The sequence below is a fragment of the Pseudomonas halotolerans genome, assembly GCF_039581215.1.
Classification (GTDB): Bacteria; Pseudomonadota; Gammaproteobacteria; order Pseudomonadales; family Pseudomonadaceae; genus Aquipseudomonas; species Aquipseudomonas tehranensis.
In genome coordinates this window covers 345,689-368,987 of the sequence record NZ_JBCNTJ010000002.1, presented here as the reverse complement: position 1 = coordinate 368,987, position 23,299 = coordinate 345,689, and the positions used below count along the sequence as shown (strand labels likewise).

General features: G+C 62.7%; 20 protein-coding genes. 13 read left to right on the top strand and 7 right to left on the bottom strand.

The features are described from left to right. The first annotated feature begins 81 nt into the window (after positions 1-81). Positions 82-951: an aldose 1-epimerase gene (locus tag AAIS01_RS04135; protein WP_343467920.1), complete on the top strand. Its 870-nt coding sequence runs from the start codon at positions 82-84 to the stop codon at positions 949-951. A gap of 153 nt (positions 952-1,104) precedes the next feature. Here the strand turns inward: AAIS01_RS04135 and bkdR are convergent, their stop codons facing one another. Further along, a complete protein-coding gene (gene bkdR / locus AAIS01_RS04130) occupies positions 1,105-1,593 on the bottom strand; it encodes a Bkd operon transcriptional regulator BkdR (protein WP_092398911.1) in 489 nt (162 codons plus the stop codon). A 192-nt stretch (positions 1,594-1,785) separates the two neighbouring features. Here bkdR and AAIS01_RS04125 point away from each other — a divergent pair, with 192 nt between their 5' ends. The 5 genes from AAIS01_RS04125 to AAIS01_RS04105 all read left to right on the top strand — a co-directional run bounded on the left by AAIS01_RS04125 (position 1,786) and on the right by AAIS01_RS04105 (position 8,020). Beyond that, positions 1,786-3,021, top strand: coding sequence for a 3-methyl-2-oxobutanoate dehydrogenase (2-methylpropanoyl-transferring) subunit alpha (locus AAIS01_RS04125; protein WP_256229118.1), 1,236 nt, complete (start codon positions 1,786-1,788; stop codon positions 3,019-3,021). Between the two features lies 1 nt (position 3,022). Beyond that, positions 3,023-4,081 carry an alpha-ketoacid dehydrogenase subunit beta gene (locus AAIS01_RS04120; protein WP_343467918.1) on the top strand — a complete coding sequence of 353 codons (1,059 nt, stop codon included), beginning with the start codon at positions 3,023-3,025 and terminating at the stop codon, positions 4,079-4,081. Beyond that, positions 4,082-5,344, top strand: a complete 1,263-nt coding sequence (locus AAIS01_RS04115; protein ID WP_343467917.1) for a dihydrolipoamide acetyltransferase family protein — start codon at positions 4,082-4,084, stop codon at positions 5,342-5,344. An 18-nt stretch (positions 5,345-5,362) separates the two neighbouring features. Beyond that, a complete protein-coding gene (lpdA, locus tag AAIS01_RS04110; protein WP_343467916.1) occupies positions 5,363-6,745 on the top strand; it encodes a dihydrolipoyl dehydrogenase in 1,383 nt (460 codons plus the stop codon). 255 nt (positions 6,746-7,000) lie between these two features. After that, positions 7,001-8,020: a branched-chain amino acid aminotransferase gene (locus tag AAIS01_RS04105; RefSeq protein ID WP_092398919.1), complete on the top strand. Its 1,020-nt coding sequence runs from the start codon at positions 7,001-7,003 to the stop codon at positions 8,018-8,020. A gap of 601 nt (positions 8,021-8,621) precedes the next feature. On the opposite strand, the gene AAIS01_RS04100 is transcribed toward AAIS01_RS04105, so the two are convergent. Both AAIS01_RS04100 and AAIS01_RS04095 read right to left on the bottom strand, forming a co-directional pair. After that, a complete protein-coding gene (locus AAIS01_RS04100) occupies positions 8,622-9,377 on the bottom strand; it encodes an ArsR/SmtB family transcription factor (RefSeq protein WP_343467915.1) in 756 nt (251 codons plus the stop codon). 55 nt (positions 9,378-9,432) lie between these two features. After that, complete coding sequence (locus AAIS01_RS04095) at positions 9,433-9,774, bottom strand: FKBP-type peptidyl-prolyl cis-trans isomerase (protein ID WP_047227612.1); 342 nt, start codon at positions 9,772-9,774, stop codon at positions 9,433-9,435. Positions 9,775-9,920: 146 nt separating this feature from the next. Between AAIS01_RS04095 and AAIS01_RS04090 the strand changes: the two genes are divergently transcribed. Together AAIS01_RS04090 and AAIS01_RS04085 are read left to right on the top strand one after the other, a co-directional pair. Further along, on the top strand, positions 9,921-10,982 hold the full coding sequence (locus AAIS01_RS04090; protein ID WP_343467914.1) for a M4 family metallopeptidase: 1,062 nt from the start codon (positions 9,921-9,923) through the stop codon (positions 10,980-10,982). Continuing rightward, on the top strand, positions 10,982-11,305 hold the full coding sequence (locus tag AAIS01_RS04085) for a protealysin inhibitor emfourin (RefSeq protein WP_092398931.1): 324 nt from the start codon (positions 10,982-10,984) through the stop codon (positions 11,303-11,305). The genes AAIS01_RS04090 and AAIS01_RS04085 overlap by 1 nt, the downstream gene beginning before the upstream one ends. Before the next feature lie 5 nt (positions 11,306-11,310). On the opposite strand, the gene AAIS01_RS04080 is transcribed toward AAIS01_RS04085, so the two are convergent. Continuing rightward, positions 11,311-11,619 carry an RcnB family protein gene (locus tag AAIS01_RS04080; RefSeq protein ID WP_092398933.1) on the bottom strand — a complete coding sequence of 103 codons (309 nt, stop codon included), beginning with the start codon at positions 11,617-11,619 and terminating at the stop codon, positions 11,311-11,313. Positions 11,620-11,781: 162 nt separating this feature from the next. Between AAIS01_RS04080 and AAIS01_RS04075 the strand changes: the two genes are divergently transcribed. Next, positions 11,782-12,405 (top strand): DJ-1/PfpI family protein, encoded by a 624-nt coding sequence (locus AAIS01_RS04075; protein WP_343467913.1) that lies wholly within the window; start codon positions 11,782-11,784, stop codon positions 12,403-12,405. Between the two features lie 227 nt (positions 12,406-12,632). Next, positions 12,633-13,736: a DNA alkylation repair protein gene (locus AAIS01_RS04070; RefSeq protein WP_343467912.1), complete on the top strand. Its 1,104-nt coding sequence runs from the start codon at positions 12,633-12,635 to the stop codon at positions 13,734-13,736. Between the two features lie 8 nt (positions 13,737-13,744). On the opposite strand, the gene AAIS01_RS04065 is transcribed toward AAIS01_RS04070, so the two are convergent. Then, entirely contained in the window at positions 13,745-15,823 is a 2,079-nt protein-coding gene (locus AAIS01_RS04065; protein ID WP_343467911.1) for a putative bifunctional diguanylate cyclase/phosphodiesterase, read from the bottom strand. A gap of 188 nt (positions 15,824-16,011) precedes the next feature. Here AAIS01_RS04065 and pncA point away from each other — a divergent pair, with 188 nt between their 5' ends. After that, on the top strand, positions 16,012-16,638 hold the full coding sequence (gene pncA, locus AAIS01_RS04060) for a bifunctional nicotinamidase/pyrazinamidase (protein WP_343467910.1): 627 nt from the start codon (positions 16,012-16,014) through the stop codon (positions 16,636-16,638). A 38-nt stretch (positions 16,639-16,676) separates the two neighbouring features. Here pncA and AAIS01_RS04055 read toward each other — a convergent pair whose 3' ends face one another. After that, the gene (locus AAIS01_RS04055) at positions 16,677-17,978 is read right to left on the bottom strand and encodes an ATP-binding protein (RefSeq protein ID WP_343467909.1); all 1,302 of its coding nucleotides are present in this window, start codon (positions 17,976-17,978) and stop codon (positions 16,677-16,679) included. Positions 17,979-17,982: 4 nt separating this feature from the next. After that, positions 17,983-18,684: a response regulator gene (locus tag AAIS01_RS04050; protein WP_047227621.1), complete on the bottom strand. Its 702-nt coding sequence runs from the start codon at positions 18,682-18,684 to the stop codon at positions 17,983-17,985. Positions 18,685-18,960: 276 nt separating this feature from the next. Between AAIS01_RS04050 and AAIS01_RS04045 the strand changes: the two genes are divergently transcribed. Continuing rightward, positions 18,961-20,106 (top strand): efflux RND transporter periplasmic adaptor subunit, encoded by a 1,146-nt coding sequence (locus tag AAIS01_RS04045; RefSeq protein WP_343467907.1) that lies wholly within the window; start codon positions 18,961-18,963, stop codon positions 20,104-20,106. Between the two features lie 14 nt (positions 20,107-20,120). Beyond that, positions 20,121-23,210 carry a multidrug efflux RND transporter permease subunit gene (locus AAIS01_RS04040; protein WP_343467906.1) on the top strand — a complete coding sequence of 1,030 codons (3,090 nt, stop codon included), beginning with the start codon at positions 20,121-20,123 and terminating at the stop codon, positions 23,208-23,210. The last annotated feature ends 89 nt before the right edge of the window (positions 23,211-23,299 follow it).

The following is a 23,299-nucleotide window of genomic DNA, read 5'->3' as shown; positions in this document are numbered from 1 at the left end:
CAAGTCCTCGCCACAGGGTTCGCACACAAAAATCCGGCTTTCCCCACAACAGTTTCTTCAACCTTGCAAAACAAGGTCACCATGACGCCGCCTCTTCTCCACCTCGAAGACGAACAGACTCGCCTGACCCTGGCCCCGCACCTGGGCGCCAGTCTCGTTGAATGGACATTGAGCAGCACCGGTGCTCCCCTGCTACGCCCGCCCGCGCCGCAAGCGCTGGAAAACGGCCTGCCCGGCAAGCTCGGCTGCTTCCCGCTGATCCCGTGGTCGAACCGGATCGCCCAGGGCGGTTTCGATTGCCCTGACGGCTGGCTCGCATTGGAAGCCAATAGCCCCAACGACCCGTTCCCGATCCATGGCAGCGCCTGGCAGCAGCCCTGGCAAGTGATCGAACACAGCCCACAACAAGCGCTGTTGCAGCTCGACAGCCAACATCCGTTCGCCTACTGCGCCAGCCTGCGGATCCGTTTGAGCGGCGGTCAGTTGCAGATCGCGATGCACGTCACCCACCGGGCCGAACAGGCCGCGTGGCACGGGCTGGGTTTGCACCCGTACTTCCCGCGCACTGCTGGCACGCGCCTGCAAACCCGTGCGACCGACGTCTGGATGTGCGATGAGAAAAAACTGCCGACAACGTTGGGCAGCGTTCCTCACATCTGGGACTTCCAACAACCCCGCTTGCTGCCGGACACACTGGTGGATAACGGCTTTGCCGGGTGGGACGGGCATTGCCTGATCCAGCAACCGGACTTGGGTTATGAGCTGGAATGCAGAGCCAGCGGCAGCGAATACTTCCTGCTCTACTGTCCGGTGGGCCTGGATTTCTTTTGCATCGAACCGGTCAGCCATCCGGTCAATGCCCACCACCTGCCAGGGCGGCCAGGGTTGCGCTTGCTGGAGCAAGGGCAGTCGGTGGCATTGGGGTTTTCGATGCAGTACCGACTCCTGTAGCCCCCTCCAGCCAGGCTTCTGGAGATGCCGAAGGCTCGGGCCGCGTTCGGACGATCTTTTGATCTTGATTTGATCTTTTGCTCGCGACTCAATTGTCTGGGACAAGATCGCAGTCTCGCTTCACTCGACAGCTCCTACAGGCCCAACGGGCGTTCAGGTCCCCAAGGTCAACCCGTTGGCCGGCAGCGGCAGCGCGGTCTTATAGCGAACCTGCTTGAGCGCAAAGCTCGAACGAATATTCGCCACACCCGGGACCTTGGTCAGAAAGTCCATCATGAACCGCTCCAGCGACTGGATCGACGGCACCAGCACGCGGATCAGGTAATCCGGGTCGCCGGCCATCAGGTAGCACTCCATCACCTCCGGCCGGTCGGAGATCGCCTCTTCGAAGTGCTGCAACGCCTCCTCCACCTGTTTTTCCAGGCTGACGTGAATGAACACGTTGACATGCAGGCCCAGCAGATCGGCATCCAACAGCGTGACTTGCTCGCGTATCACCCCCAGCTCCTCCATCGCCCGGACCCGATTGAAGCAAGGCGTGGGCGATAGATTGACCGAGCGGGCGAGGTCGGCGTTGGTGATGCGGGCGTTTTCCTGAAGGCTGTTCAGAATGCCGATGTCGGTGCGATCCAGTTTACGCATGAGACAAATAATCCTGTTTTTTATCGTTGTGCAGATTTTTTATCTGCAAATGATCTGAACAGCAACCCAACAGAGAAAAATATTCTTCTGCGTCGAGCCTATGATTGTTGTAGGACAATTTTCCTTACCCGGGAAAGTTCGTCAGCTAGCGCGCCCACTACAAGAAATTCACAAGATCGAGCGTAGAAAGCCATGAACCCAGCGTATGAACCGCTACGCCTGCACGTCCCCGAACCCTCGGGCCGTCCCGGCTGCCAGACCGACTTCTCCTACCTGCATCTGAGCGATGCCGGCACGGTGCGCAAACCCTCCATCGACGTTGAACCGTCCGACACGGCCGACCTCGCCCGCGGGCTGATTCGCGTGCTCGATGACCAGGGCAATGCCCACGGCCCATGGGCCGAAGACGTGCCTCTGGAGATCCTGCGCAAAGGCATGCGCGCCATGCTCAAGACGCGCATCTACGACAACCGCATGGTGGTCGCCCAGCGCCAGAAAAAAATGTCGTTCTACATGCAGAGCCTCGGCGAGGAAGCCATCGGCAGCGGCCAGGCCTTGGCCCTGAACATCGATGACATGTGCTTTCCCACCTATCGCCAGCAAAGCATCCTGATGGCCCGCGACGTGCCGTTGGTGGGCATGATCTGCCAACTGCTGTCCAACGAGCGCGATCCGCTCAAGGGCCGGCAGTTGCCGATCATGTACTCGGTCAAGGACGCCGGTTTTTTTACCATTTCCGGCAACCTGGCCACGCAATTCATCCAAGGTGTGGGTTGGGGCATGGCCTCGGCGATCAAGGGCGACACCAAGATTGCCTCGGCCTGGATCGGTGACGGCGCCACCGCCGAATCGGACTTCCACACCGCCCTCACCTTCGCCCACGTCTACCGGGCGCCGGTGATCCTCAACGTGGTCAACAACCAGTGGGCAATCTCCACGTTCCAAGCCATTGCCGGCGGTGAAGCCACCACCTTCGCCGGACGCGGCGTCGGCTGCGGCATCGCCTCGCTGCGGGTCGATGGCAACGACTTCATGGCGGTCTACGCCGCTTCGCGCTGGGCCGCCGAACGCGCCCGGCGCAACCTCGGCCCGGCGCTGATCGAATGGGTCACCTACCGCGCCGGCCCACACTCCACTTCCGATGATCCGTCCAAATACCGCCCCGCCGACGACTGGAGCCACTTTCCGCTGGGCGACCCGATTGCGCGCCTCAAGCAGCACCTGGTGAAAATCGGCCACTGGTCCGAAGAGGAACATGCTGCAGTCACCGCCGAACTCGAAGCCGAGGTGATCGCCGCGCAGAAGGAAGCCGAGCAGTACGGCACCCTCGCCGGCGGGCAGATTCCAAGCGCCGCGACCATGTTCGAAGACGTCTACAAAGAGATGCCGGAGCACTTGAAGCGCCAGCGTCAGGAGTTGGGGATCTGACATGAACGATCACAACAACAATATCCAGCTGGACACCGCCATGACCACTACCACCATGACCATGATCCAGGCCCTGCGCTCGGCCATGGACGTGATGCTCGAGCGCGACGACAACGTCGTGGTGTTCGGCCAGGACGTGGGCTACTTCGGCGGCGTGTTCCGCTGCACCGAAGGCCTGCAGAACAAATACGGCACCTCCCGGGTATTCGACGCGCCGATTTCCGAAAGCGGGATCGTCGGTGTCGCGGTGGGGATGGGCGCCTACGGGTTGCGGCCCGTGGCCGAGATCCAGTTCGCCGACTACGTCTACCCGGCCTCGGACCAGATCATTTCCGAAGCGGCGCGCCTGCGCTATCGCTCGGCCGGCGAGTTCACCGCGCCGATGACCCTGCGCATGCCCTGCGGCGGCGGCATCTATGGCGGCCAGACCCACAGCCAGAGCATCGAAGCGATGTTTACCCAGGTCTGCGGCCTGCGCACCGTCATGCCCTCAAACCCTTACGACGCCAAGGGCCTGCTGATCGCCTCCATCGAAAACGATGACCCGGTGATCTTCCTCGAACCCAAGCGCCTGTATAACGGCCCGTTCGACGGCCACCACGACCGCCCGGTAACGCCGTGGTCGAAACACCCGTCGGCGCAGGTGCCGGACGGTTACTACACGGTGCCGCTGGATGTCGCCGCCATCACCCGCCCCGGCAAGGAAGTGACCATCCTGACCTACGGCACCACGGTGTATGTGTCCCAGGTCGCCGCCGAAGAAACCGGCATCGACGCCGAAGTCATTGACCTGCGCAGCCTTTGGCCCCTGGACCTGGAGACCATCGTCAAGTCCGTGAAGAAGACCGGTCGTTGCGTGATCGTCCACGAAGCGACGCGCACCTGCGGCTTCGGCGCCGAGCTGGTGTCGCTGGTGCAAGAACATTGTTTCCATCACCTGGAAGCGCCCATCGAGCGTGTCACCGGATGGGACACACCCTATCCGCATGCGCAGGAGTGGGCGTATTTCCCAGGGCCGTCCCGTGTAGGCGCGGCGTTGAAACGGGTCATGGAGGTCTGAATGGGCACGCACGTTATCAAGATGCCGGACATTGGCGAAGGCATCGCCGAAGTTGAACTGTCGGTGTGGCACGTCAAGGTGGGCGACCTGGTGGTCGAGGATCAGGTCCTGGCCGATGTCATGACCGACAAGGCCATGGTGGACATTCCCTCGCCCGTGCATGGTCGGGTGATCGCCCTCGGCGGCGAGCCCGGTGAAGTCATGGCGGTGGGCAGCGAACTGATCCGCATTGAAGTCGAAGGTGCCGGCAACCTCAAGGAATCGGCGCAACCCGCCGTCACCGCGCCAGTGCCGAAACCCGCGCCGGTGGCAACGCCCGAGCCGACAATGGAAAAACCCGCTGCGGCGCCACGCCCCGCGCCGCAAGCGCCGGTGGCCCGCGATCCTGACGAGCGTCCGCTGGCCTCCCCGGCTGTACGTAAACACGCGCTGGACCTGGGCATTCAATTGCGTCTGGTCCAGGGCAGTGGCCCGGCCGGGCGGGTTCTGCACGAAGATCTGGACGCCTATCTGGCCCAAGGGCCATCGGTCCAGGCCAAGGGCGGTGCAGGCTATGCCGAACGCCACGACGAACAGCAGATCCCGGTGATCGGCATGCGCCGCAAGATCGCTCAGCGCATGCAGGACGCCACCCAGCGCGCCGCGCACTTCAGCTACGTCGAGGAAATCGACGTCACCGCCCTGGAAGAACTGCGGGTGCATTTGAATGAAAAGCACGGTGCCCATCGCGGCAAGCTGACCTTGCTGCCATTCCTGGTACGCGCCCTGGTCGTGGCCTTACGGGACTTCCCGCAAATGAACGCCCGCTACGACGACGAAGCCCAGGTCATCCACCGCTCAGGCGCGGTGCACGTGGGCGTCGCCACCCAGAGTGATGTGGGCCTGATGGTGCCGGTGGTACGTCACGCCGAAGCCCGCAGCCTGTGGGACAGCGCGGCAGAAATTTCGCGCCTGGCCACGGCGGCCCGCAATGGCAAGGCCAGCCGCGATGAGTTGTCCGGCTCGACCATCACCCTGACCAGCCTCGGCGCGTTGGGCGGTATCGTCAGTACCCCGGTGCTGAACCTGCCGGAAGTGGCGATCGTCGGCGTGAACAAAATCGTCGAACGACCTGTAGTGATCAAGGGCCAGATCGTGATCCGCAAAATGATGAACCTCTCCAGTTCCTTCGATCACCGGGTGGTCGACGGCATGGACGCGGCGCAATTCATCCAGGCTCTGCGCGGCCTGCTCGAACAACCCGCCACCCTGTTTGTGGACTAATCATCAATGGAGCAGGCGATGCAAACTTTGAACACCACGCTGCTGATCATCGGCGGCGGCCCCGGCGGCTACGTGGCAGCGATCCGCGCCGGCCAGTTGGGTATCCCGACCATTCTGGTCGAGGGCCAGGCGCTGGGCGGGACTTGCCTGAACATCGGCTGTATCCCGTCCAAGGCGTTGATCCATGTGGCCGAGCAGTTCCACCAGACACAGCACCACAGCCAGGCCTCGGCCCTGGGTATCACGGTGTCGGCGCCGAGCCTGGACATCGGCAAAAGCGTGGAATGGAAGGACGGCATCGTTGACCGCCTGACCACCGGCGTCGCGACCCTGCTGAAAAAACACAAGGTCCAGGTCATTCACGGCTGGGCCAACGTCGTCGATGGCAAGACCGTTGACGTCGGCGACACGCGCATCCAGTGCGACCACCTGCTGCTGGCCACTGGTTCGAAAAGCGTCGAGCTGCCGATGCTGCCGATTGGCGGCCCGATCATTTCCTCCACCGAAGCCCTCGCCCCTGCCTCGCTGCCCAAGCACCTGGTGGTGGTGGGCGGTGGCTACATCGGCCTGGAGCTGGGCATTGCCTACCGCAAGCTCGGCGCCGAGGTCAGCGTGGTCGAAGCCCAGGAGCGGATTCTGCCGGCCTACGACGGCGAGCTGACCCAACCGGTGCACGAGGCGCTCAAACAATTGGGTGTGAAGCTGTACCTCAAGCACAGCGTCGAAGGCTTCGATGCCCAGGCCGGCACCTTGCAGGTGCGTGATCCCGCGGGCGACACGCTGAACCTGGAGACCGACCGGGTGCTGGTGGCCGTTGGTCGCAAACCCAACACCCAGGGTTGGAATCTCGAAGCGTTGCAGCTGGAAATGAACGGTGCGGCGGTAAAAATCGACAACCGTTGCCAGACCAGCATGCGCAACGTCTGGGCCATCGGTGATTTGAGCGGCGAACCGATGCTCGCCCACCGGGCCATGGCCCAAGGCGAAATGGTTGCCGAGCTGATCGCCGGCCAGCCTCGCGAGTTCGCCCCGACGGCCATCGCGGCGGTGTGCTTTACCGACCCGGAACTGGTGGTGGTCGGCAAGACACCGGACGAAGCCAAGGCCGCCGGGCTCGACTGCATCGTTTCCAGCTTCCCGTTCGCCGCCAATGGCCGGGCCATGACCTTGGAATCGAAAAGCGGTTTCGTGCGGGTTGTGGCGCGACGGGACAATCACTTGATCGTTGGCTGGCAAGCAGTCGGCGTCGGTGTGTCGGAACTGTCCACTGCGTTCGGCCAGTCCCTGGAAATGGGCGCACGCCTGGAAGACATCGCCGGCACCATCCACGCCCATCCGACACTGGGCGAGGCGGTGCAGGAAGCGGCGTTGCGAGCGTTGGGGCATGCGTTGCATCTATAACAGCTGTGGGTGAATGACCTTGTGGCGAGGGGATTTATCCCCGCTGGGTTGCACAGCAACCCCAATACCTGTCAGCACCGGACGTCAGGTATATGGGGGTATCAGAACCAAGGGGGGCTGCTTCGCAGCCCAGCGGGGATAAATCCCCTCGCCACAGGCTGCGAAACAGCCCCGGAATGAAGTATTGTTGTCCCCATCCAAAAAACGTCAGAAGCCTTGAACCGTTTCGACGGTTGTTAAGCAATAGAGGGTGTCATGGGTAACGAGAGCATCAATTGGGACAAACTGGGCTTTGACTACATCAAGACCGACAAGCGCTACCTGTCGCACTGGCGCGATGGCGCCTGGGACGCCGGCACCCTGACCGACGACAACGTGCTGCACATCAGCGAGGGCTCCACCGCCCTGCACTACGGCCAGCAGTGCTTCGAAGGCCTGAAAGCCTATCGCTGCAAGGACGGCTCGATCAACCTGTTCCGCCCGGACCAGAACGCCGCCCGCATGCAGCGCAGCTGCGCGCGCCTGCTGATGCCGTTCGTCGAGACCGAACAGTTCGTCGAAGCCTGCAAGCAAGTGGTCCGCGCCAACGAGCGCTTCATCCCGCCTTACGGCACCGGTGGCGCGCTGTACCTGCGCCCTTTCGTGATCGGCGTGGGTGACAATATTGGCGTACGCACCGCACCCGAGTTCATTTTCTCGGTCTTCTGCATCCCGGTCGGCGCCTATTTCAAGGGCGGCCTGACCCCGCACAACTTCCTGATCTCCAGCTTCGACCGCGCAGCCCCACAAGGCACCGGCGCGGCCAAGGTCGGTGGCAACTACGCCGCCAGCCTGATGCCCGGTTCCCAGGCCAAGAAGGCGAACTTCGCTGACTGCATCTATCTGGACCCGATGACCCACTCGAAAATCGAGGAAGTCGGCTCGGCGAACTTCTTCGGCATCACCCACGACAACAAATTCGTCACCCCAAAATCCCCTTCGGTCCTGCCGGGCATCACTCGCCTGTCGCTGATCGAACTGGCCAAATCGCGCCTGGGCCTGGAAGTGATCGAAGGCGACGTGTTCATCGACAAACTGTCGGACTTCAAGGAAGCCGGCGCCTGCGGTACCGCTGCGGTCATCACTCCGATTGGCGGCATCAGCTACAAGGACAAGCTGCACGTGTTCCACAGCGAAACCGAAGTCGGCCCGATCACCCAGAAGCTCTACAAAGAGCTGACCGGCGTGCAGACCGGCGATGTGGAAGCGCCAGCGGGTTGGATCGTCAAGGTCTGATCCAAGCCTCCCCGTTGCACTAGGGGGCTTTTGTGGCGAGGGAGCTTGCTCCCGCTCGACTGCGCAGCAGTCGCAACCCAGGCAATGCGGTCCACCTGAATGATCGCGTTGCTTGGCTTTGGGGCTGCTGCGCAGCCCAGCGGGAGCAAGCTCCCTCGCCACATGGGTTTGTCTCCTTTACTCCCGCCGCAAAACCGGCCATCGCCCCCAACGCTGGCGAAACCATCCGTAACCGCTGACCAGTAGAATCCCACTCAATACCAAAGCCGCGCCGACGATAAAGTTCGGCCATCAATCATGTGTTCAGCGCAGTTCCACGGTGGGAGCGAGCTTGCTCGCGAAGGCGGTGGATCAGCTTGCATGGATGCTGGATGTGAAGGCCCCTTCGCGGGCAAGCGTGGATGTGAAGGCCCCTTCGCGGGCAAGCCCGCTCCCACAGGGTCTGTCGGTGGCCATCAATCATGTGTTCACCGCAGGTCCACTGTGGGAGCGAGCCTGCTCGCGATGGCGGTGGATCAGCTTGCATGGATGCTGGATGTGAAGGCCCCTTCGCGGGCAAGCCCGCCCCCACAGGGTCTGTCGGTGGCCATCAATCATGTGTTCACCGCAGGTCCACTGTGGGAGCGAGCTTGCTCGCGATGGCGCCAGCAGGGCCGACATTCATCTCGACATCGACGCCCAATCGCGTCGCCATTTCCTTGCGGCCACTGGCCGTCAAGCCCAGCGCCCGGCTATCCAGATCCTGGATCACCCATTTGCGCTTGATCGCCATTTGCAGCAGTGCCGCCCCCAAAGCTCCCCCCAGGTGCGGCCGGCGCATGCTCCAGTCCAGGCATGGACAGGCAAACCGGCGTCGCTGAACGGCAAGCGCCTGGACATCAATGCCCAGCCCTTGCAACAGCGCCTCGCCGTCGTCACTCAGGCGATAGCCTTGGCCTTCCACCTCCACCAGCCATCCGGCTTCAAGCATCCGATCGTGCAAGCGCACCGCCAGCGTACCGGCCATGTGGTCGTAGCAGGTGCGGGCGAATTGCAGGCGATCCGGGGTGCGCGGGGTAAAGGTCGGGGCGGCGTTCTGGCCGATCACCATCAACGCTTCAAGGGCCTGGGCAACGCGTTTATCCGCCAGACTGTAGTAGCGATGGCGGCCCTGAACGTACAAACGCACCAAGGCCAGTTCCTTGAGCTTTGCCAAATGGCTGCTGGCGGTAGAGGCGCTGACATCGGCGATGCTCGCCAGCTCCGTGCTGGTTCGGGCATGGCCGTCCATCAACGCGCACAGCATTCGGGTACGGGCCGGTTCGGCAATAGCCGCGGCGACCTGGGACACCCCAAGGTCATGTTGCTCTGCATTCATGTTTCGCTCCCCGACGAATAGCGCCATGCTAGGACTGGAGAGAGTAGCAACCCCTTCAATCGTCGCGGGTCAGCACTTCCAGCAATTCGATTTCGAAAATCAGGTTGGCGCCCGGCTTGATGTGGGCCCCCATGGACCGCTCGCCGTAGGCCAGATTCGCCGGCACCCACAGCTTGCGCTTGCCGCCGACCTTCATGCCCATCAGGCCGACGTCCCAGCCCTTGATCACCCGACCGGTGCCGATCACGCACTGGAAAGGTTTGCCTCGACTGTAGGACGAATCGAATTCAGTGCCGTCTTCCAGTGTGCCACGGTATTGGGTGGTGATCAGCGCACCTTTGACTACGCTTTTGCCGTCGCCCTGCTCCAGGTCGATGATTTGCAGTTCTTCGTTCATGGGCTACTCCCGTGTGGTTCAGGCGCGGGTTTTCGCAGAAATCCGCGTGGCTGGCAAACTTTTGTGTGTTGCCCGCACAAGGGAACCGCAGCGGTCGCTTCGGTTCACATGGGTATCGACCCTGCATTTCAGATAAGGATATTCTGATGATCGACTCTCGCCCGCTCCACGGTTTCATTCCTCCCTATATCCTCAACCGAATCATCGCCCACGGCTCCGAACATCAACGTTCCAGCGCCCTCGGCACCCTGACCCATGTGCGCAATCTGCGGCACAACCCCGGTCCGCCACACAACCCGCCCGCCGCCGCAGCGCTGCCCAGGCCGGGCAAGCCCGGCCAACCCCAGCGCAGCGTGCATGACGCACAAAACACCATGGAACTGCCCGGCCAACCGGTACGCCTCGAAGGTCAGGCAGCCACTGGCGATGCGGCTGTGGACGAGGCCTACAACGCCCTCGGCGCCACCTACGATTTTTTCTGGAAAGTGCTGGGGCGCGACTCCATCGACAACAAAGGCTTCGCCCTGGTGGGCAGCGTGCACTACGGCCAGGACTACGAAAATGCGTTCTGGAACGGCGCACAGATGGTGTTCGGCGACGGCGATGGCGAAATCTTCCAGCGCTTCACTCGCTCCCTCGACGTGGTGGCCCACGAGTTGGCCCATGGCGTGACCGAAAGTGAAGCCGGATTGATCTACGCCAACCAGTCCGGCGCGTTGAACGAGTCCATCTCCGATGTATTCGGCGTGCTGGTCAAGCAGTTCGTCCTCGAACAGACCGCCGACCAGGCCGACTGGCTGATCGGCGCCGACCTGCTCACGGACAAGATCAACGGCGACGGCCTGCGCAGCATGTCCAACCCCGGCACGGCCTACGATGACCCGCTGCTGGGCAAGGACCCGCAACCGGCGCACATGCGTGAATTCGTCATCACCCGCGAGGACAACGGCGGCGTGCACATCAACTCCGGCATTCCCAACCGCGCCTTCTATCTGGCGGCCACGACGCTGGGCGGATTTGCCTGGGAAAAGGCCGGGCGGATCTGGTATGAAACCTTGTGCGACAGAAGATTGGCCAACGACGCGTCCTTCAGCGCCTTCGCCCGCTTGACCGTCGAGCACGCCCGCCAGCGCTTCGGTGCCCGGGAAGTGCAGGCTGTGCAGAATGGCTGGGCGCAGGTAGGCGTCGATTTAACCGAGGAGCATTGATGAAACCTCTTCCACCCCTCGACGATCACGCGGTGGTCCGGCTGTCTCGTCAGGGCGGCGTAGCGGCGATTTCCGCCTTGACTCGCCCTCGGGAAATCGATTTCGCCCAGTGCGATCTCGACCAGCGCACGCGTATCTGCTCAGTACTGGAGGGTTGCCTGCCGCTGGACTCGGCGGCGCCGGGGCGTGGCGACCAGCGTTTTTTCCGCATCGAAGTGCGCTACCGCGCCAATGACCAGGACGACGAAATGGTGCTGCAGGTGCCTGAAGATCAAGCACCCGGCGAGCTGGTGCGCCTGTGGGACAAAGGCCAAGTGAGCTGAAGGAACTAGCGCGTGGTGGGGGTGATTTTCAGAATCCGCCCGGAGGCAATCACCACCATCACGTACTTGTCATGAATCTGCACCCATTGCGCGCCTTCCTCAGGGGCTTCGAGCCCCTTCTCTTTCCAGTTTTTAATGGCCTTGTCCGAGCGCTGATATTCAGCCGGGGTCCGGTCCGCTTCCACCAAACGGCGACCATTGTTGGGGGAATGCTCCACCGCATCTCCGGTGGCCTCGACCGCTTGCGCCACAGGACCAAAGGCGGCGAGACCGGTGATCAGGACCAGGCTGGCGATCAGGGTAGGGTTGCGCATAAAAACTCCAGTGATTTCGAGAATACTGAAATCTGTGACTTCAGCGACCGCCAATCATTCCTTTTTACTGTAGCGACGAATCCGTCGCCGACTGTACGGGGCGGTGATGCCTATAACCGGCGTAGGCTGGAAAAAAGCCATTTATAAAAACCGGGGCTCGCCATGCACATTGCCATTCTGACCTTCGACGGCTTCAACGAACTGGACTCACTGATTGCCTACGGCATGCTCAGCCGCATCTCCCTGGTGGGCGATAAGGATTGGCGTGTGAGCATCGCTTCACCTACCCCGCGCATCACGTCCATGAATGGCTTGACCATCGACGCCCAGATCGACCTGGAGCAGGCCTGCAAGGCCGACGCCGTGTTGTTCGGCAGTGGCATGAAGACCCGCGAGGTCGCCAATGACTCGGCCATCATGAGCCAGTTGCGCCTGGACCCGACTCGCCAACTGCTCGGTTCGCAATGCTCCGGCACATTCCTGCTGGCACGCCTGGGGCTGCTCGGCCAGGCACCGGCCTGCACCGACACCACCAGTAAACCCTGGGTCGTCGCGGCGGGTGTCAACGTGGTCAACCAGGCGTTCCACGCCAACGGCAACATCGCCACCGCCGGGGGCTGTTTCTCCGCCCAGTACCTGTCGGCCTGGGTGCTGGCGCGGCTCAAGGGTCTGGAGACTGCGCGGGAAGTGCTGCACTACTTTGCCCCGGTGGGCGAGAAGGATGAGTCCGTGGAGCGCGGGTTGAGGCATATCCGCCAGTATGTGGATGAAGTGGCGCAGGTTTGACTCCGGGGAAGAACAACGATACCACCGTGGCGAGGGAGCTTGCTCCCGCTGGGCCGCGTAGCGGCCCCCAAACCATCCCCCCCGTCGTGTCATAGCGGTCGCGCCTGCTGTCCTCAGGCCTGCTGCGCAGCCCGGCGGGAGCAAGCTCCCTCGCCACGGGTCGAGCTACACTTTGGCCGCCACATCCCCTTTAAAATCCAACACACCCTCATCGCACGGACCCCGACATGACCACCCCCACCACCTCATCCCCTGCCCTCAAGGAAATCTTCAACGCCACACGCCTTGAGCACATCGCCAGTGAAATGAGCGCGGTGTACCCGGCTTTCGATAGCCGGGCGTTCCTGAGCATGGCCAATGACGGGCTGAGCGAGCTGTCGGTGATGCAACGCATGGCGCGGGTCAGTGAGTGCCTGCATGCGGTACTGCCCTTGGACTATGAGGCCTCGCTGGATGTGCTGCGAGACCTGGCGCCCCGCCTCAACAGCATGTTTGTCAGCATGTTCCTGCCCCACTACGTGGCGTCCTACGGCCGGCACAGCTTCGACTTGTCTCTGGATGCGCTCAAGTATTTCACCCGGTTCGGCTCCTCGGAGTTCGCCGTGCGGCATTTCCTGCGCGATGACCTGACGCGCACCCTCAAGGCCATGCACGACTGGGCGCACGATCCCAACGAACACGTACGTCGCCTGGCCAGCGAAGGCAGCAGGCCGCGCTTGCCGTGGTCGTTCCATCTGGAACCGATCCAGGCCAATCCCGACCTGGCCGCCGCGATCCTTGAGACCCTCAAGGCCGACCACAGCCTGTATGTACGCAAGTCCGTGGCCAATCATCTCAACGACATCACCAAGCAGCACCCTGACTGGGTGCTGGACCGAATCGAAGGCTGGTCCCTGCAGGATCGCCATACCGCATGGATCGCCCGCCATGCTTTGCGCAGCCTGATCAAACAAGGTAATGCGCGGGCACTGGCGGTCATCGGGGTCGGCGGCAAAGCGCAGATCCAGGTACTGGACTTGCAGGTCACGCCAGCGGTGATTCGGCTCGGCGAGCCCATCACCTTGTCGTTCAAGGTGCAATCAACCTTGGAGCAGAGCCAGCGTCTGGTGATCGACTATGCCATCGACTACGTGAAAGCCTCGGGCGGAACCTCGGCCAAAGTCTTCAAGCTCAAGACTTTCGACCTGCCCGCCCTGGAGAGCGTCAGCCTCAGCCGCTCCCAGCACATTCGCGAGCTGACCACCCGCCGCCACTACGTGGGCCGGCATGCGGTGCATCTGCTGGTCAATGGCGAGCGGCTGGGCAGCACGGCGTTCGACATCGTTCCCTGAACGGCCGCTCAGGCCAGCGCCAGCCGTTGTGTCTTGCGAATGTCGTGCAGGAAGCGCTCGGCCGGCAGCGGGTGGCCCAGCAGATAACCCTGCAGCGAATCACAACCCAATTGGGTCAGGAAATCCTGCTGCACGTCGGTCTCCACCCCTTCGGCAACGATTCGCAGCCCCAGCGCCTGGCCGAGTGCGACGATGGCCGAGACGATCGCCGCGTCATCACTGTCGTGCTCCAGGTCGCGCACGAAGCCGCGATCGATCTTCAGCTCGTTGGCCGGCAACCGTTTGAGGTACATCAGGCTCGAATAACCGGTGCCAAAGTCGTCGATGGACAAGTCCACACCCATGTCCGAGAGCTGCTGCAGCACGGTCATGCTGGCATCGGCATCGCTCATCGCCGTGGTCTCGGTGATTTCCAGGGTCAGGCTGTTGGCCGGCAAATGATGAGTCTCCAGCGCCGTAGCGACGCTCTGCACCAGCCCCACGTGGCAAAACTGCAAGGCTGACAGGTTCACCGCGATGCGCCAGTCGGTGTAGCCGAGCACGTACCATTCGCGCATCTGGCGGCAGGCCTCGTTCAACACCCAATCACCGATGGGAATGATCAGCCCGGTCTTTTCCGCAAGGTCGATGAAGGTATCGGGCATCAACAGGCCCTGGGTTGGATGTGTCCAGCGCAACAAGGCTTCGGCACCCACCGGACGGCCATTGGCCGCGTCGAACTTGGGCTGATAATGCAGGCTGAACTGGCGCTGCTCGACGGCGATGCGCAGGTCTTGCAGCAATTGCAATTGCTTGCGGGCGTTGCTGTTCATCGAGGCATCGAAAAAGCTGTAGCCGTTCTTGCCGGCGCCCTTGGCGTGGTACATCGCCGCGTCGGCATTCATCAGCAGCTCTTCGGCGCTCTGGCCGTTGCCCGGATAAAGCGCGATGCCGACACTGGCGGAGATCTGCAAGTCATGATCGGCCACCCGGAACGTGCGACCGATCAGCCCGACCTGGCGGGCCGCCAGGCGCAACGCATCGTCAGGCTCGGCCAGTTGCACCAACAGCACGAACTCATCACCGCCGATCCGCGCCAGGGTGTCCTGGCTGCGCAAATCTTCTCGCAGGCGCAGGGCCACGTCCCGCAGCAACAGGTCGCCCATGTGATGGCCGAAAGCATCGTTGACCGGCTTGAAGCCGTCCAGGTCGATGAACATCAAGGCGAAACAGCCGCCCTGCTCATGCACCCGATGCATGGCTTGATCAATACGATCGGCCAGCAGCACGCGGTTGGGCAGTTCTGTGAGGGGGTCGTGCAGGGCCAGTTGGGTCAGCTCGCGGTTGGCCAGGGTCAACGACTGGGCCAGCTCAGCGGTCCGGGCTTCCAGGCGCGCATCGAGAATTGAGGTGAGCAAGGCGATGGCCAGCACCGCCAGCGTGGTGATCAGCACCAGATTGTCCAGGCCCTTGCTGCTCAAGCCGTCCAGGGCGCCGCAAAAACTGCCGTCGCTGAACCGCGCGGCGGCCATGCCGGTGTAATGCATGCCGACAATGGCCAGGCCCATCACCACAGCGGCGCCGGCGCGGGCCAGGCGTACATGCGGGATGTTCTGGCGCAGGCGAAAGGCGATCCACAACGCTGCCGCCGAAGCGCAGACCGCAATCACCAGCGAAGCCCCGAACAACGAGGGGTCATAATCAATACCCGGCTGCATCCGCAGCGCCGCCATGCCGGTGTAATGCATGGCACTGATGCCGACGCCCATGATCAACGCGCCGAAAGCCAGTTGCCACGCCGGCAATTGCGGCTGGCTGACCAACCACAGCGCAAAACCGCAGGACAGGATGGCAATCAGCAGCGACAAGGCGGTGATCGACACATCGTAGCCAAGCTCCACCGGCAAGGTGAACGCGAGCATGCCGATAAAATGCATGGACCAGACCCCGACGCCCATTGCCAGGGAACCGCCGGCCATCCACCCATGCGCTGCGCGCCCCTGGGTGGTCGCGATGCGTCCGGTCATGTCCAGCGCGGTGTAAGAAGCCAGTACCGCAACAAACAGGGAAATTGAAACAAGGGCCGGTGAATAACTGCCGATGAGCATGGGTTTTTCTCGTGACTGGAAAGCCGAACTGCTTCCATGCCCGGTTGAAAGGCGGCGATTGTACTCAATTGTGGTACGGGCGTACCGACCAAATATCAAAAAGCCATCAGCCCTTGCATATTTGCGACGAAAGACATTCCGTTCCGTTCGGCTAAGCTGTGGTGGGCCATTTTTCAGGAGACCCATCCATGACCGCCCCCACCACCGCGTTAGTGGTCATAGACGTTCAGAATGATTTCATACCCGGTGGCCAACTGGCCGTACCGGGGGGTGACGAAATCGTGCCGTTGATCAACCGTCTGGGCCGTTCATTCAGGCACGTCATCCTCGCCCAGGACTGGCACCCGGCCGGGCATGCTTCGTTTGCCTCCAGCCATCCGGACAAAAAATCATTCGACCTGATTCAACTGCCCTATGGCGAACAGAAACTCTGGCCTGACCACTGCATACAGGGCACCCAAGGCGCCGCGCTGCACTCGGCCCTGGACCTGCCCCACGCCCAATTGATCATTCGCAAGGGTTGCACCCCGGACATCGACAGCTATTCGGCCTTCATGGAAGCCGACCGCCAGACCCCCACCGGGTTGACGGGCTACCTCAAGGAGCGCGGCATCGACACGGTGTATATGGTGGGGCTGGCGCTGGATTTTTGCGTGATGTTCTCGGCGCTGGATGCCCGGGCGGCCGGTTTCAATGCGCTGGTGGTGCTCGATGCCTGCCGAGGCATTGATATCGACGGCTCGATGGCGGCGGCAATCCGGCGAATGCAGCAAGCGGGTGTGGCGCTGATTGAATCGAGCGCAATAGACGCCTGACCTCTCCTAAATGAACCCTCCCACAGCCTCGAGTCGCATCAGCACGGCGTTGGCAACCACAAGCGCAACCGCGCCCCGCCCAGCGGCGAGGCTTGCGCCGTCAGCGTGCCACCCTGGGCTTGCAGGGCGCGACGGCTGATGGCCAGGCCCAGGCCAAAACCGCCCGTGGCGCGGTCGCGGCTGCGGTCCAGGCGATAGAACGGTTCGAACACGCGCTCGCGCTCGCTGTCAGGAATACCGATACCATCGTCGTCGACCCAGATCTCGCAGCCCTGGACGCCGACCAGTACACCGACCTGGATCCGCTTTTCGCAATAACGCATGGCATTGCGCAGCAGGTTCTGCAACGCCCGGGCCGTCAGGCGCGGGTCCAGTACGAAACGCTCCAGCACGCCGTGCAGCAGCACATCGATCACCACGTCCGGGGCGGCCAAGTCCTCGTCGACACTGCCCAGGATACTGTCGATGAACTCGTCCAGCGCTACCTCCACCCGTTCGGGCAGATGCTCGGGGTTCTGCAGACGGCTGTAGGACAGCAACTCCAGCACCAACTCATCCAGCTCGCGGATGTGCGCCACCAACCCTTGCAGCCGCTCGCGACTGGCCGGCGGCAGGTCATCGGACAGCGCCAGGGCCAGGCCGAAATCGAGGCGGGTCAAGGGCGTGCGTAATTCATGGGACACCGCATTGAGCAGATCGCGCTGCTGATTGAGCAAGCGCTCGATGTCGCCGGCCATCGTATCGAATACGTGGGCCAGGCTGCCGATGTTCGAGCTGGAGCCAATCTGCGTACGTTCGCTCAAATGGCCTTTGCCGAAGCGTTCAGCGGTGCGTTTGAGCCGTTCCAGATCGCGCCAGTGGGGCCGCAACCAAAGCAGCAGGCAGGCCAGCATCGTCGCACCGATCAACACGTTGATGCTCCAATACAGCCAACTGACCTCGGTCGGGTCCGGGGGCACGATCATCTTGACCGCCGTGCGCTCATCCAGCGGCGCGGCCGCCAGGGTTCGCCAGGCCCATTCGCCCAGGCGCACCACGTTCTCGCCGCGCTGGAGACGCGCCTGCTCGGCGGCGCTGAAACCGGCATCATCGATGGCCGCCAGTTCGATGCGCAGCGGCTCGAACTCCTTGTCCATCTGTGCCGCCAGTGCCGGCCACTGCTCGCTGGGCACGTTATGGAACTGCCTGACCATCAAGGTTTGCAGGCCACGGGAGTAATCGAGGTTGTAGGTCAGGAAGCGCTCATGAAACAGCCGGACCACCAGTTCCGGCATCAGGTAGATCGCGGCGCTGTAGGACACGATGGTGACCAGGTACAGACGAATCAGCAGCTTCCACATGGATTCAGCATTCCCACTCGGAGCGGCTGAACAGATAACCCTTGCCCCACACGGTCTTGATCTTGCGGGCTTCACCGGCGTTGTCGTCGAACTTGCGCCGCAGCTTGGAGATCGCCACGTCCACCGAGCGGTCGGTGCCGTTGAATTCGATGCCGCGCAGACGCTGCAGGATCTGGTCGCGACTCAGCACCTCGCCGCAATGCCGGGCCAGCACCACCAGCAGGTTGTATTCGCCGCTGGACAGCTCCACCGCTTGCCCGCGCCAGGTCACGGTGCGTTCGGACAGGTCGATGCACAGGTTGCCCATGAGAATGCGGTCGTTGACTGTCTGCGGCTCGGTGAGGCTGCTGCGGCGCAACAAAGTCCGAACGCGTGCCAGCAGCACCCGGGGTTCACAGGGTTTGCTGACGTAGTCATCGGCGCCCATTTCCAGGCCCAACACCTGATCATGGCTGTCGTCCCGGGCGGTGAGCATCAGGATGGGCAAGGTGGCCGAATCGGCCCGCAACAAGCGGCAGACCTGCAAGCCGTCCAGCCCCGGCAACATCAGGTCGAGGATCACCAGGTCCGGCGGATCGACCCGCGCCCGTTCCCGCACATGATCGCCACGGCTGAGCACACTGACCCGATAGCCGTTGCGCTCCAGGTAGCTGGCGATCAGTTCAGAAAGGGCGGTGTCGTCTTCCACCAGGAGGATGTTGGGCATGGTGTATCCAGAAAGTGCTGGGGCGCCTGGCAGGGCCTCATCGGGAGCAAGCTCGCTCCCACATTTGGCTTTCGGTGCGACACAAAACCAGTGTGGGAGCGAGCTTGCTCGCGATGACGGTATGACAAACGCAGAAAATCTCAAGCTGCCAAGGATATACGCCCTCGCCCTCTCCCGAGCAAACCCCTTACACAATTTCACACAGCCCCTACAAAGCTTTACCAATGCGCCCCTTTACCCCCCGTAGCATGCCACGTTGATTATTGGGGAAGCACCATGCCAAAGAATCCTTTTGCTACCTTGGGCCTGTTGCTCGGGGCGCTGCTGCTGAACGCCTGCGACAGCGCCTCGAGCCCTGAGGACGCGGCGCCGCTGGCCACTGTGGCGATCGAAACCCTCGAAGCCCGCCCTCTCTCTATCAGCAGCGAACTGAGCGGACGCATTGCCGCGCCGCGAATCGCCGAAGTGCGCGCGCGCGTCCCCGGTGTGGTGTTGGAGCGGGTCTTTCGCGAAGGCAGCGACGTGAAGAAAGGCGATGTGCTGTTTCGCATCGACCCGGCGCCGTTCAAGGCCGACCTGGACAGCGCCGAAGCGGCGTTGCGCAAGGCCGAGGCCAACGCGTTCCAGGCCCGCCTGCAAGCGCAACGTTACTCGCAGTTGATCGAAGATAACGCCATCAGCGGCCAGGACTACGACAATGCCCGCGCCGCCGTCCGCCAGACCGCCGCCGATGTCGCCGCGAACAGGGCAGCCGTGGAACGAGCCAAACTGAACCTGGGCTACGCCACAGTCACCGCGCCAATTGCCGGACGCATCGGCCGGGCGCTGGTGACCGAGGGTGCGCTGGTAGGCCAGAGCGAAACCACGCCGCTGGCCCTCATCCAGCAATTGAACCCGATCCACGCCGACCTCACCCAGTCGACCCGCGAACTCAACGAACTGCGCCGGGCGTTGCGCTCCGGCCAGTTGCAGCAGGTCGGCCAGGATCAGGCCAAGGCCACGCTGATCCAGGATGACGGCAGCCTCTACCCGTCGCCGGGCAAGTTGCTGTTCACCGACATCAGCGTCGACCCGGGCACCGGCCAGATCACCCTGCGCAGCGAGTTTCCCAACCCTGACCTTGACCTGCTGCCCGGCAGCTTCGTGCGCGTGCGCCTGGAGCAAGCCGTCGACCGCCAAGGCATCAGCGTGCCGCAACGGGCCATCCAGCGCGACAGCGCCGGCGTTGCCCAGGTGCTGCTGCTCGATGCGCAGCAACAGGTCAGCCTGCAACCGGTGGAACTGGGCGCTGTGCAAAACGACCGCTGGATCGTCACCCACGGCCTGAAACCCGGTGATCGCATCGTGGTGCAAGGCCTGCAACATGCACGTCCCGGCGAAAAAGTCCGGATCGAAGACTCTCCACTTGCCCAGCGCCAATAAGCAGGACATCGCCCATGCCGCAGTTCTTTATCGATCGCCCGGTGTTCGCCTGGGTGGTCGCGTTGTTCATCCTGTTGGCCGGCGCGCTGGCCATACCCCAACTGCCGGTGGCGCAATACCCCGATGTCGCACCACCGCAGATCGAGATCTACGCGGTATACCCGGGCGCTTCGGCGCAAGCTGTGGATCAAAGCGTGGTCAGCCTGATCGAGGAAGAACTCAACGGCACCGATAACCTGCTGTACTTCGAATCCCAGAGTAGCCTGGGCAGTGCAACCATCACCGCCACATTCCAGCCCGGCACCCACCCCGAGCTGGCCCAGGTGGACGTGCAAAACCGCCTCAAGGCCGTCGAGTCGCGTCTTCCCCAGGCGGTCACCCAACAAGGCCTGCAGGTGGACAAGGTCTCGTCCGGCTTCCTGCTGCTGATCACCCTCACCTCCAGTGACGGCAAACTCGACGACGTGGCCCTCAGCGATTACCTGGCGCGCAATGTGATGAACGAGATCAAGCGTTTGGACGGTGTCGGCAAGGCCCAGTTGTATGGCGCCGAACGGGCGATGCGAATCTGGATCGACCCGCAGAAGCTGCTGAGCTTCAACCTGACCCCGGCCGACGTCAATGCCGCCATCGTGGCGCAGAACGCCCAGGTTTCGGCGGGCAGCATCGGTGACTTGCCAACCCGCACGACCCAGGAAATCACCGCCACCGTGCTGGTCAAGGGCCAATTGTCGACGCCTGAAGAATTCGCCGACATCGTGCTCAAGGCCAAACCCGACGGCTCCAACGTACGCATCGGTGACGTGGCGCGCGTCGAGATCGGCAGTCAGGAATACCAGTTCTCCACGCGGCTGAACGGCAAGCCCTCCACCGCCGTCAGCGTGCAATTGTCACCGGGGGCCAATGCCGTGAGCACGGCAAACCGGGTGCGCCAGAAGATGGACGAACTGGCGCGCTATTTCCCGGCCGGTGTGGAATACAAGATCCCGTATGACACCTCGCCATTCGTCAAAGTCTCCATCACCAAAGTGATCTACACCCTCGGCGAGGCAATGTTGCTGGTATTCGCCGTGATGTTCCTGTTCCTGCAGAACATCCGCTACACCCTGATCCCGACCCTGGTGGTGCCGGTGGCGCTGATGGGCACTTTCGCCACGATGCTGGTCCTGGGCTTTTCCATCAACGTGCTGACCATGTTCGGCATGGTGCTGGCCATCGGTATTTTGGTGGACGACGCCATCGTGGTGGTGGAAAACGTCGAACGAATCATGGCCAGCGAAGGGTTGTCGCCCAAGGAGGCGACGCGCAAGGCGATGCGACAGATCACCGGCGCGATCGTCGGTATCACTCTGGTGCTGGTGGCGGTGTTCATCCCGATGGCCTTCATGCAGGGTTCGGTGGGTGTCATCTATCGGCAGTTCTCGCTGTCCATGGCCACGTCGATTCTGTTCTCGGCCTTCCTCGCATTGACCTTGACTCCAGCGCTTTGCGCGACCTTGTTGAAACCGGTAGCCCAGGGCGAACCCCACGCCAAAAGCGGATTCTTCGGCGGGTTCAATCGGCGTTTCGAGCAATTGGGTGATCGTTATGAAGGCTGGGTGGCCTATGCACTCAAGCGCACCGGGCGATATATGTTGATCTACGGTGTGCTGCTGGTGGGCATGGGGCTGTTGTTCAGTCGCCTGCCCTCCTCGTTCCTGCCGGTGGAAGACCAGGGCTATACCATCACCGATATCCAGCTGCCGCCCGGCGCGAGCAAGAACCGCACGGTGCAGGTGGTCGAGCAGATCGAGGCGCACAACGCCGGCGAGCCGGGGGTGGGCGACAGCACCGTAATCCTCGGTTTTAGCTTCTCCGGCAGCGGGCAGAACGCCGCGCTGACGTTTACCACCCTCAAGGACTGGTCGGAACGTGGCAGCGATGACTCGGCCAGTGCCATTGCCGACCGCGCCAACCAGGCCTTCGGCCAGATCAAGGACGCCATGGCCTTTACCGTGCTGCCGCCACCGGTGGATGGCCTGGGAACGTCCAGCGGTTTCGAGTTCCGCCTGCAGGATCGCGGTGGCCTCGGCCATGCCACGCTGATGCAGGCTCGCACGGCTTTACTCGCCGCCGCCGAGAAGAGCCCGGTGCTGATGAACGTGCGCGAAAGCGCCCTGGCCGAAGCGCCACAAGTGCAGCTGGAAGTTGACCGCAAGCAGGCCAACGCCCTGGGCGTATCCTTCGCCGATGTCGGCAACGTACTTGCCACCGCGGTGGGTTCGGCCTACATCAACGACTTCCCCAATCAGGGGCGGATGCAGCGGGTGGTGGTCCAGGCCGAAGGCGATCAACGCAGCCAGGTGGCCGACCTGCTGAAGATCCATGTGCGCAACGACGCTGGAAAGATGGTGCCGCTGTCAGCCTTCGCCCAGGCCCGATGGACCCAGGGCCCGACACAACTGACCCGTTACAACGGCTACCCGGCCATCAGCATTTCCGGCGAGCCGGCCCCCGGCCACAGCACCGGCGAAGCCATGGCGGAAATCGAACGCCTGGTGGCCCAGGGCCCCGCCGGCCTGGGCCAGGAATGGACCGGCCTGTCGTTGCAGGAACGCCTGTCCGGCAGTCAGGCGCCACTATTGCTGGGCCTGTCGCTGCTGGTGGTGTTTCTGTGCCTGGCGGCGCTCTATGAGAGCTGGTCGATCCCCACCTCGGTCCTGCTGGTGGTGCCGCTGGGGGTACTCGGCGCGTTGTTGGCGGTGTCGTTGCGTGGCATGCCCAACGATGTGTTCTTCAAGGTGGGGTTGGTGACCATCATCGGCCTGTCGGCCAAAAATGCGATCCTGATCATTGAGTTTGCCAAGCATCTGTACGACGAGGGCCACGACCTGATCGACGCCACACTGCAGGCGGCACGCCTGCGCCTGCGGCCGATCATCATGACCTCCCTGGCCTTCATTCTCGGCGTGGTGCCGTTGGCCATCGCCACCGGCGCCAGCTCGGCGAGCCAGCAGGCCATTGGGACCGGGGTGATTGGCGGGATGATCAGCGCGACGCTGGCAGTGGTGTTTGTGCCGGTGTTTTTCGTGGGGGTGATGAGGCTGGTGAGCAAAGCCCGCTAACCGTCCAACGCAGCATCGCCAAGACCCGACCGCGTCTAAAAAAAAAGCCCCGACATTGTCGGGGCATGGGAACATCATCTGGACGTGAA

Excerpts from the sequence above, each read along its gene's own strand:
- AAIS01_RS04135 (WP_343467920.1), top strand. The coding sequence starts at position 82 with ATGACGCCGCCTCTTCTCCACCTCGAAGACGAACAGACTCGCCTGACC.
- bkdR (WP_092398911.1), bottom strand. The coding sequence starts at position 1,593 with ATGCGTAAACTGGATCGCACCGACATCGGCATTCTGAACAGCCTTCAG.
- AAIS01_RS04125 (WP_256229118.1), top strand. The coding sequence starts at position 1,786 with ATGAACCCAGCGTATGAACCGCTACGCCTGCACGTCCCCGAACCCTCG.
- AAIS01_RS04120 (WP_343467918.1), top strand. The coding sequence starts at position 3,023 with ATGAACGATCACAACAACAATATCCAGCTGGACACCGCCATGACCACT.
- AAIS01_RS04115 (WP_343467917.1), top strand. The coding sequence starts at position 4,082 with ATGGGCACGCACGTTATCAAGATGCCGGACATTGGCGAAGGCATCGCC.
- lpdA (WP_343467916.1), top strand. The coding sequence starts at position 5,363 with ATGCAAACTTTGAACACCACGCTGCTGATCATCGGCGGCGGCCCCGGC.
- AAIS01_RS04105 (WP_092398919.1), top strand. The coding sequence starts at position 7,001 with ATGGGTAACGAGAGCATCAATTGGGACAAACTGGGCTTTGACTACATC.
- AAIS01_RS04100 (WP_343467915.1), bottom strand. The coding sequence starts at position 9,377 with ATGAATGCAGAGCAACATGACCTTGGGGTGTCCCAGGTCGCCGCGGCT.
- AAIS01_RS04095 (WP_047227612.1), bottom strand. The coding sequence starts at position 9,774 with ATGAACGAAGAACTGCAAATCATCGACCTGGAGCAGGGCGACGGCAAA.
- AAIS01_RS04090 (WP_343467914.1), top strand. The coding sequence starts at position 9,921 with ATGATCGACTCTCGCCCGCTCCACGGTTTCATTCCTCCCTATATCCTC.
- AAIS01_RS04085 (WP_092398931.1), top strand. The coding sequence starts at position 10,982 with ATGAAACCTCTTCCACCCCTCGACGATCACGCGGTGGTCCGGCTGTCT.
- AAIS01_RS04080 (WP_092398933.1), bottom strand. The coding sequence starts at position 11,619 with ATGCGCAACCCTACCCTGATCGCCAGCCTGGTCCTGATCACCGGTCTC.
- AAIS01_RS04075 (WP_343467913.1), top strand. The coding sequence starts at position 11,782 with ATGCACATTGCCATTCTGACCTTCGACGGCTTCAACGAACTGGACTCA.
- AAIS01_RS04070 (WP_343467912.1), top strand. The coding sequence starts at position 12,633 with ATGACCACCCCCACCACCTCATCCCCTGCCCTCAAGGAAATCTTCAAC.
- AAIS01_RS04065 (WP_343467911.1), bottom strand. The coding sequence starts at position 15,823 with ATGCTCATCGGCAGTTATTCACCGGCCCTTGTTTCAATTTCCCTGTTT.
- pncA (WP_343467910.1), top strand. The coding sequence starts at position 16,012 with ATGACCGCCCCCACCACCGCGTTAGTGGTCATAGACGTTCAGAATGAT.
- AAIS01_RS04055 (WP_343467909.1), bottom strand. The coding sequence starts at position 17,978 with ATGTGGAAGCTGCTGATTCGTCTGTACCTGGTCACCATCGTGTCCTAC.
- AAIS01_RS04050 (WP_047227621.1), bottom strand. The coding sequence starts at position 18,684 with ATGCCCAACATCCTCCTGGTGGAAGACGACACCGCCCTTTCTGAACTG.
- AAIS01_RS04045 (WP_343467907.1), top strand. The coding sequence starts at position 18,961 with ATGCCAAAGAATCCTTTTGCTACCTTGGGCCTGTTGCTCGGGGCGCTG.
- AAIS01_RS04040 (WP_343467906.1), top strand. The coding sequence starts at position 20,121 with ATGCCGCAGTTCTTTATCGATCGCCCGGTGTTCGCCTGGGTGGTCGCG.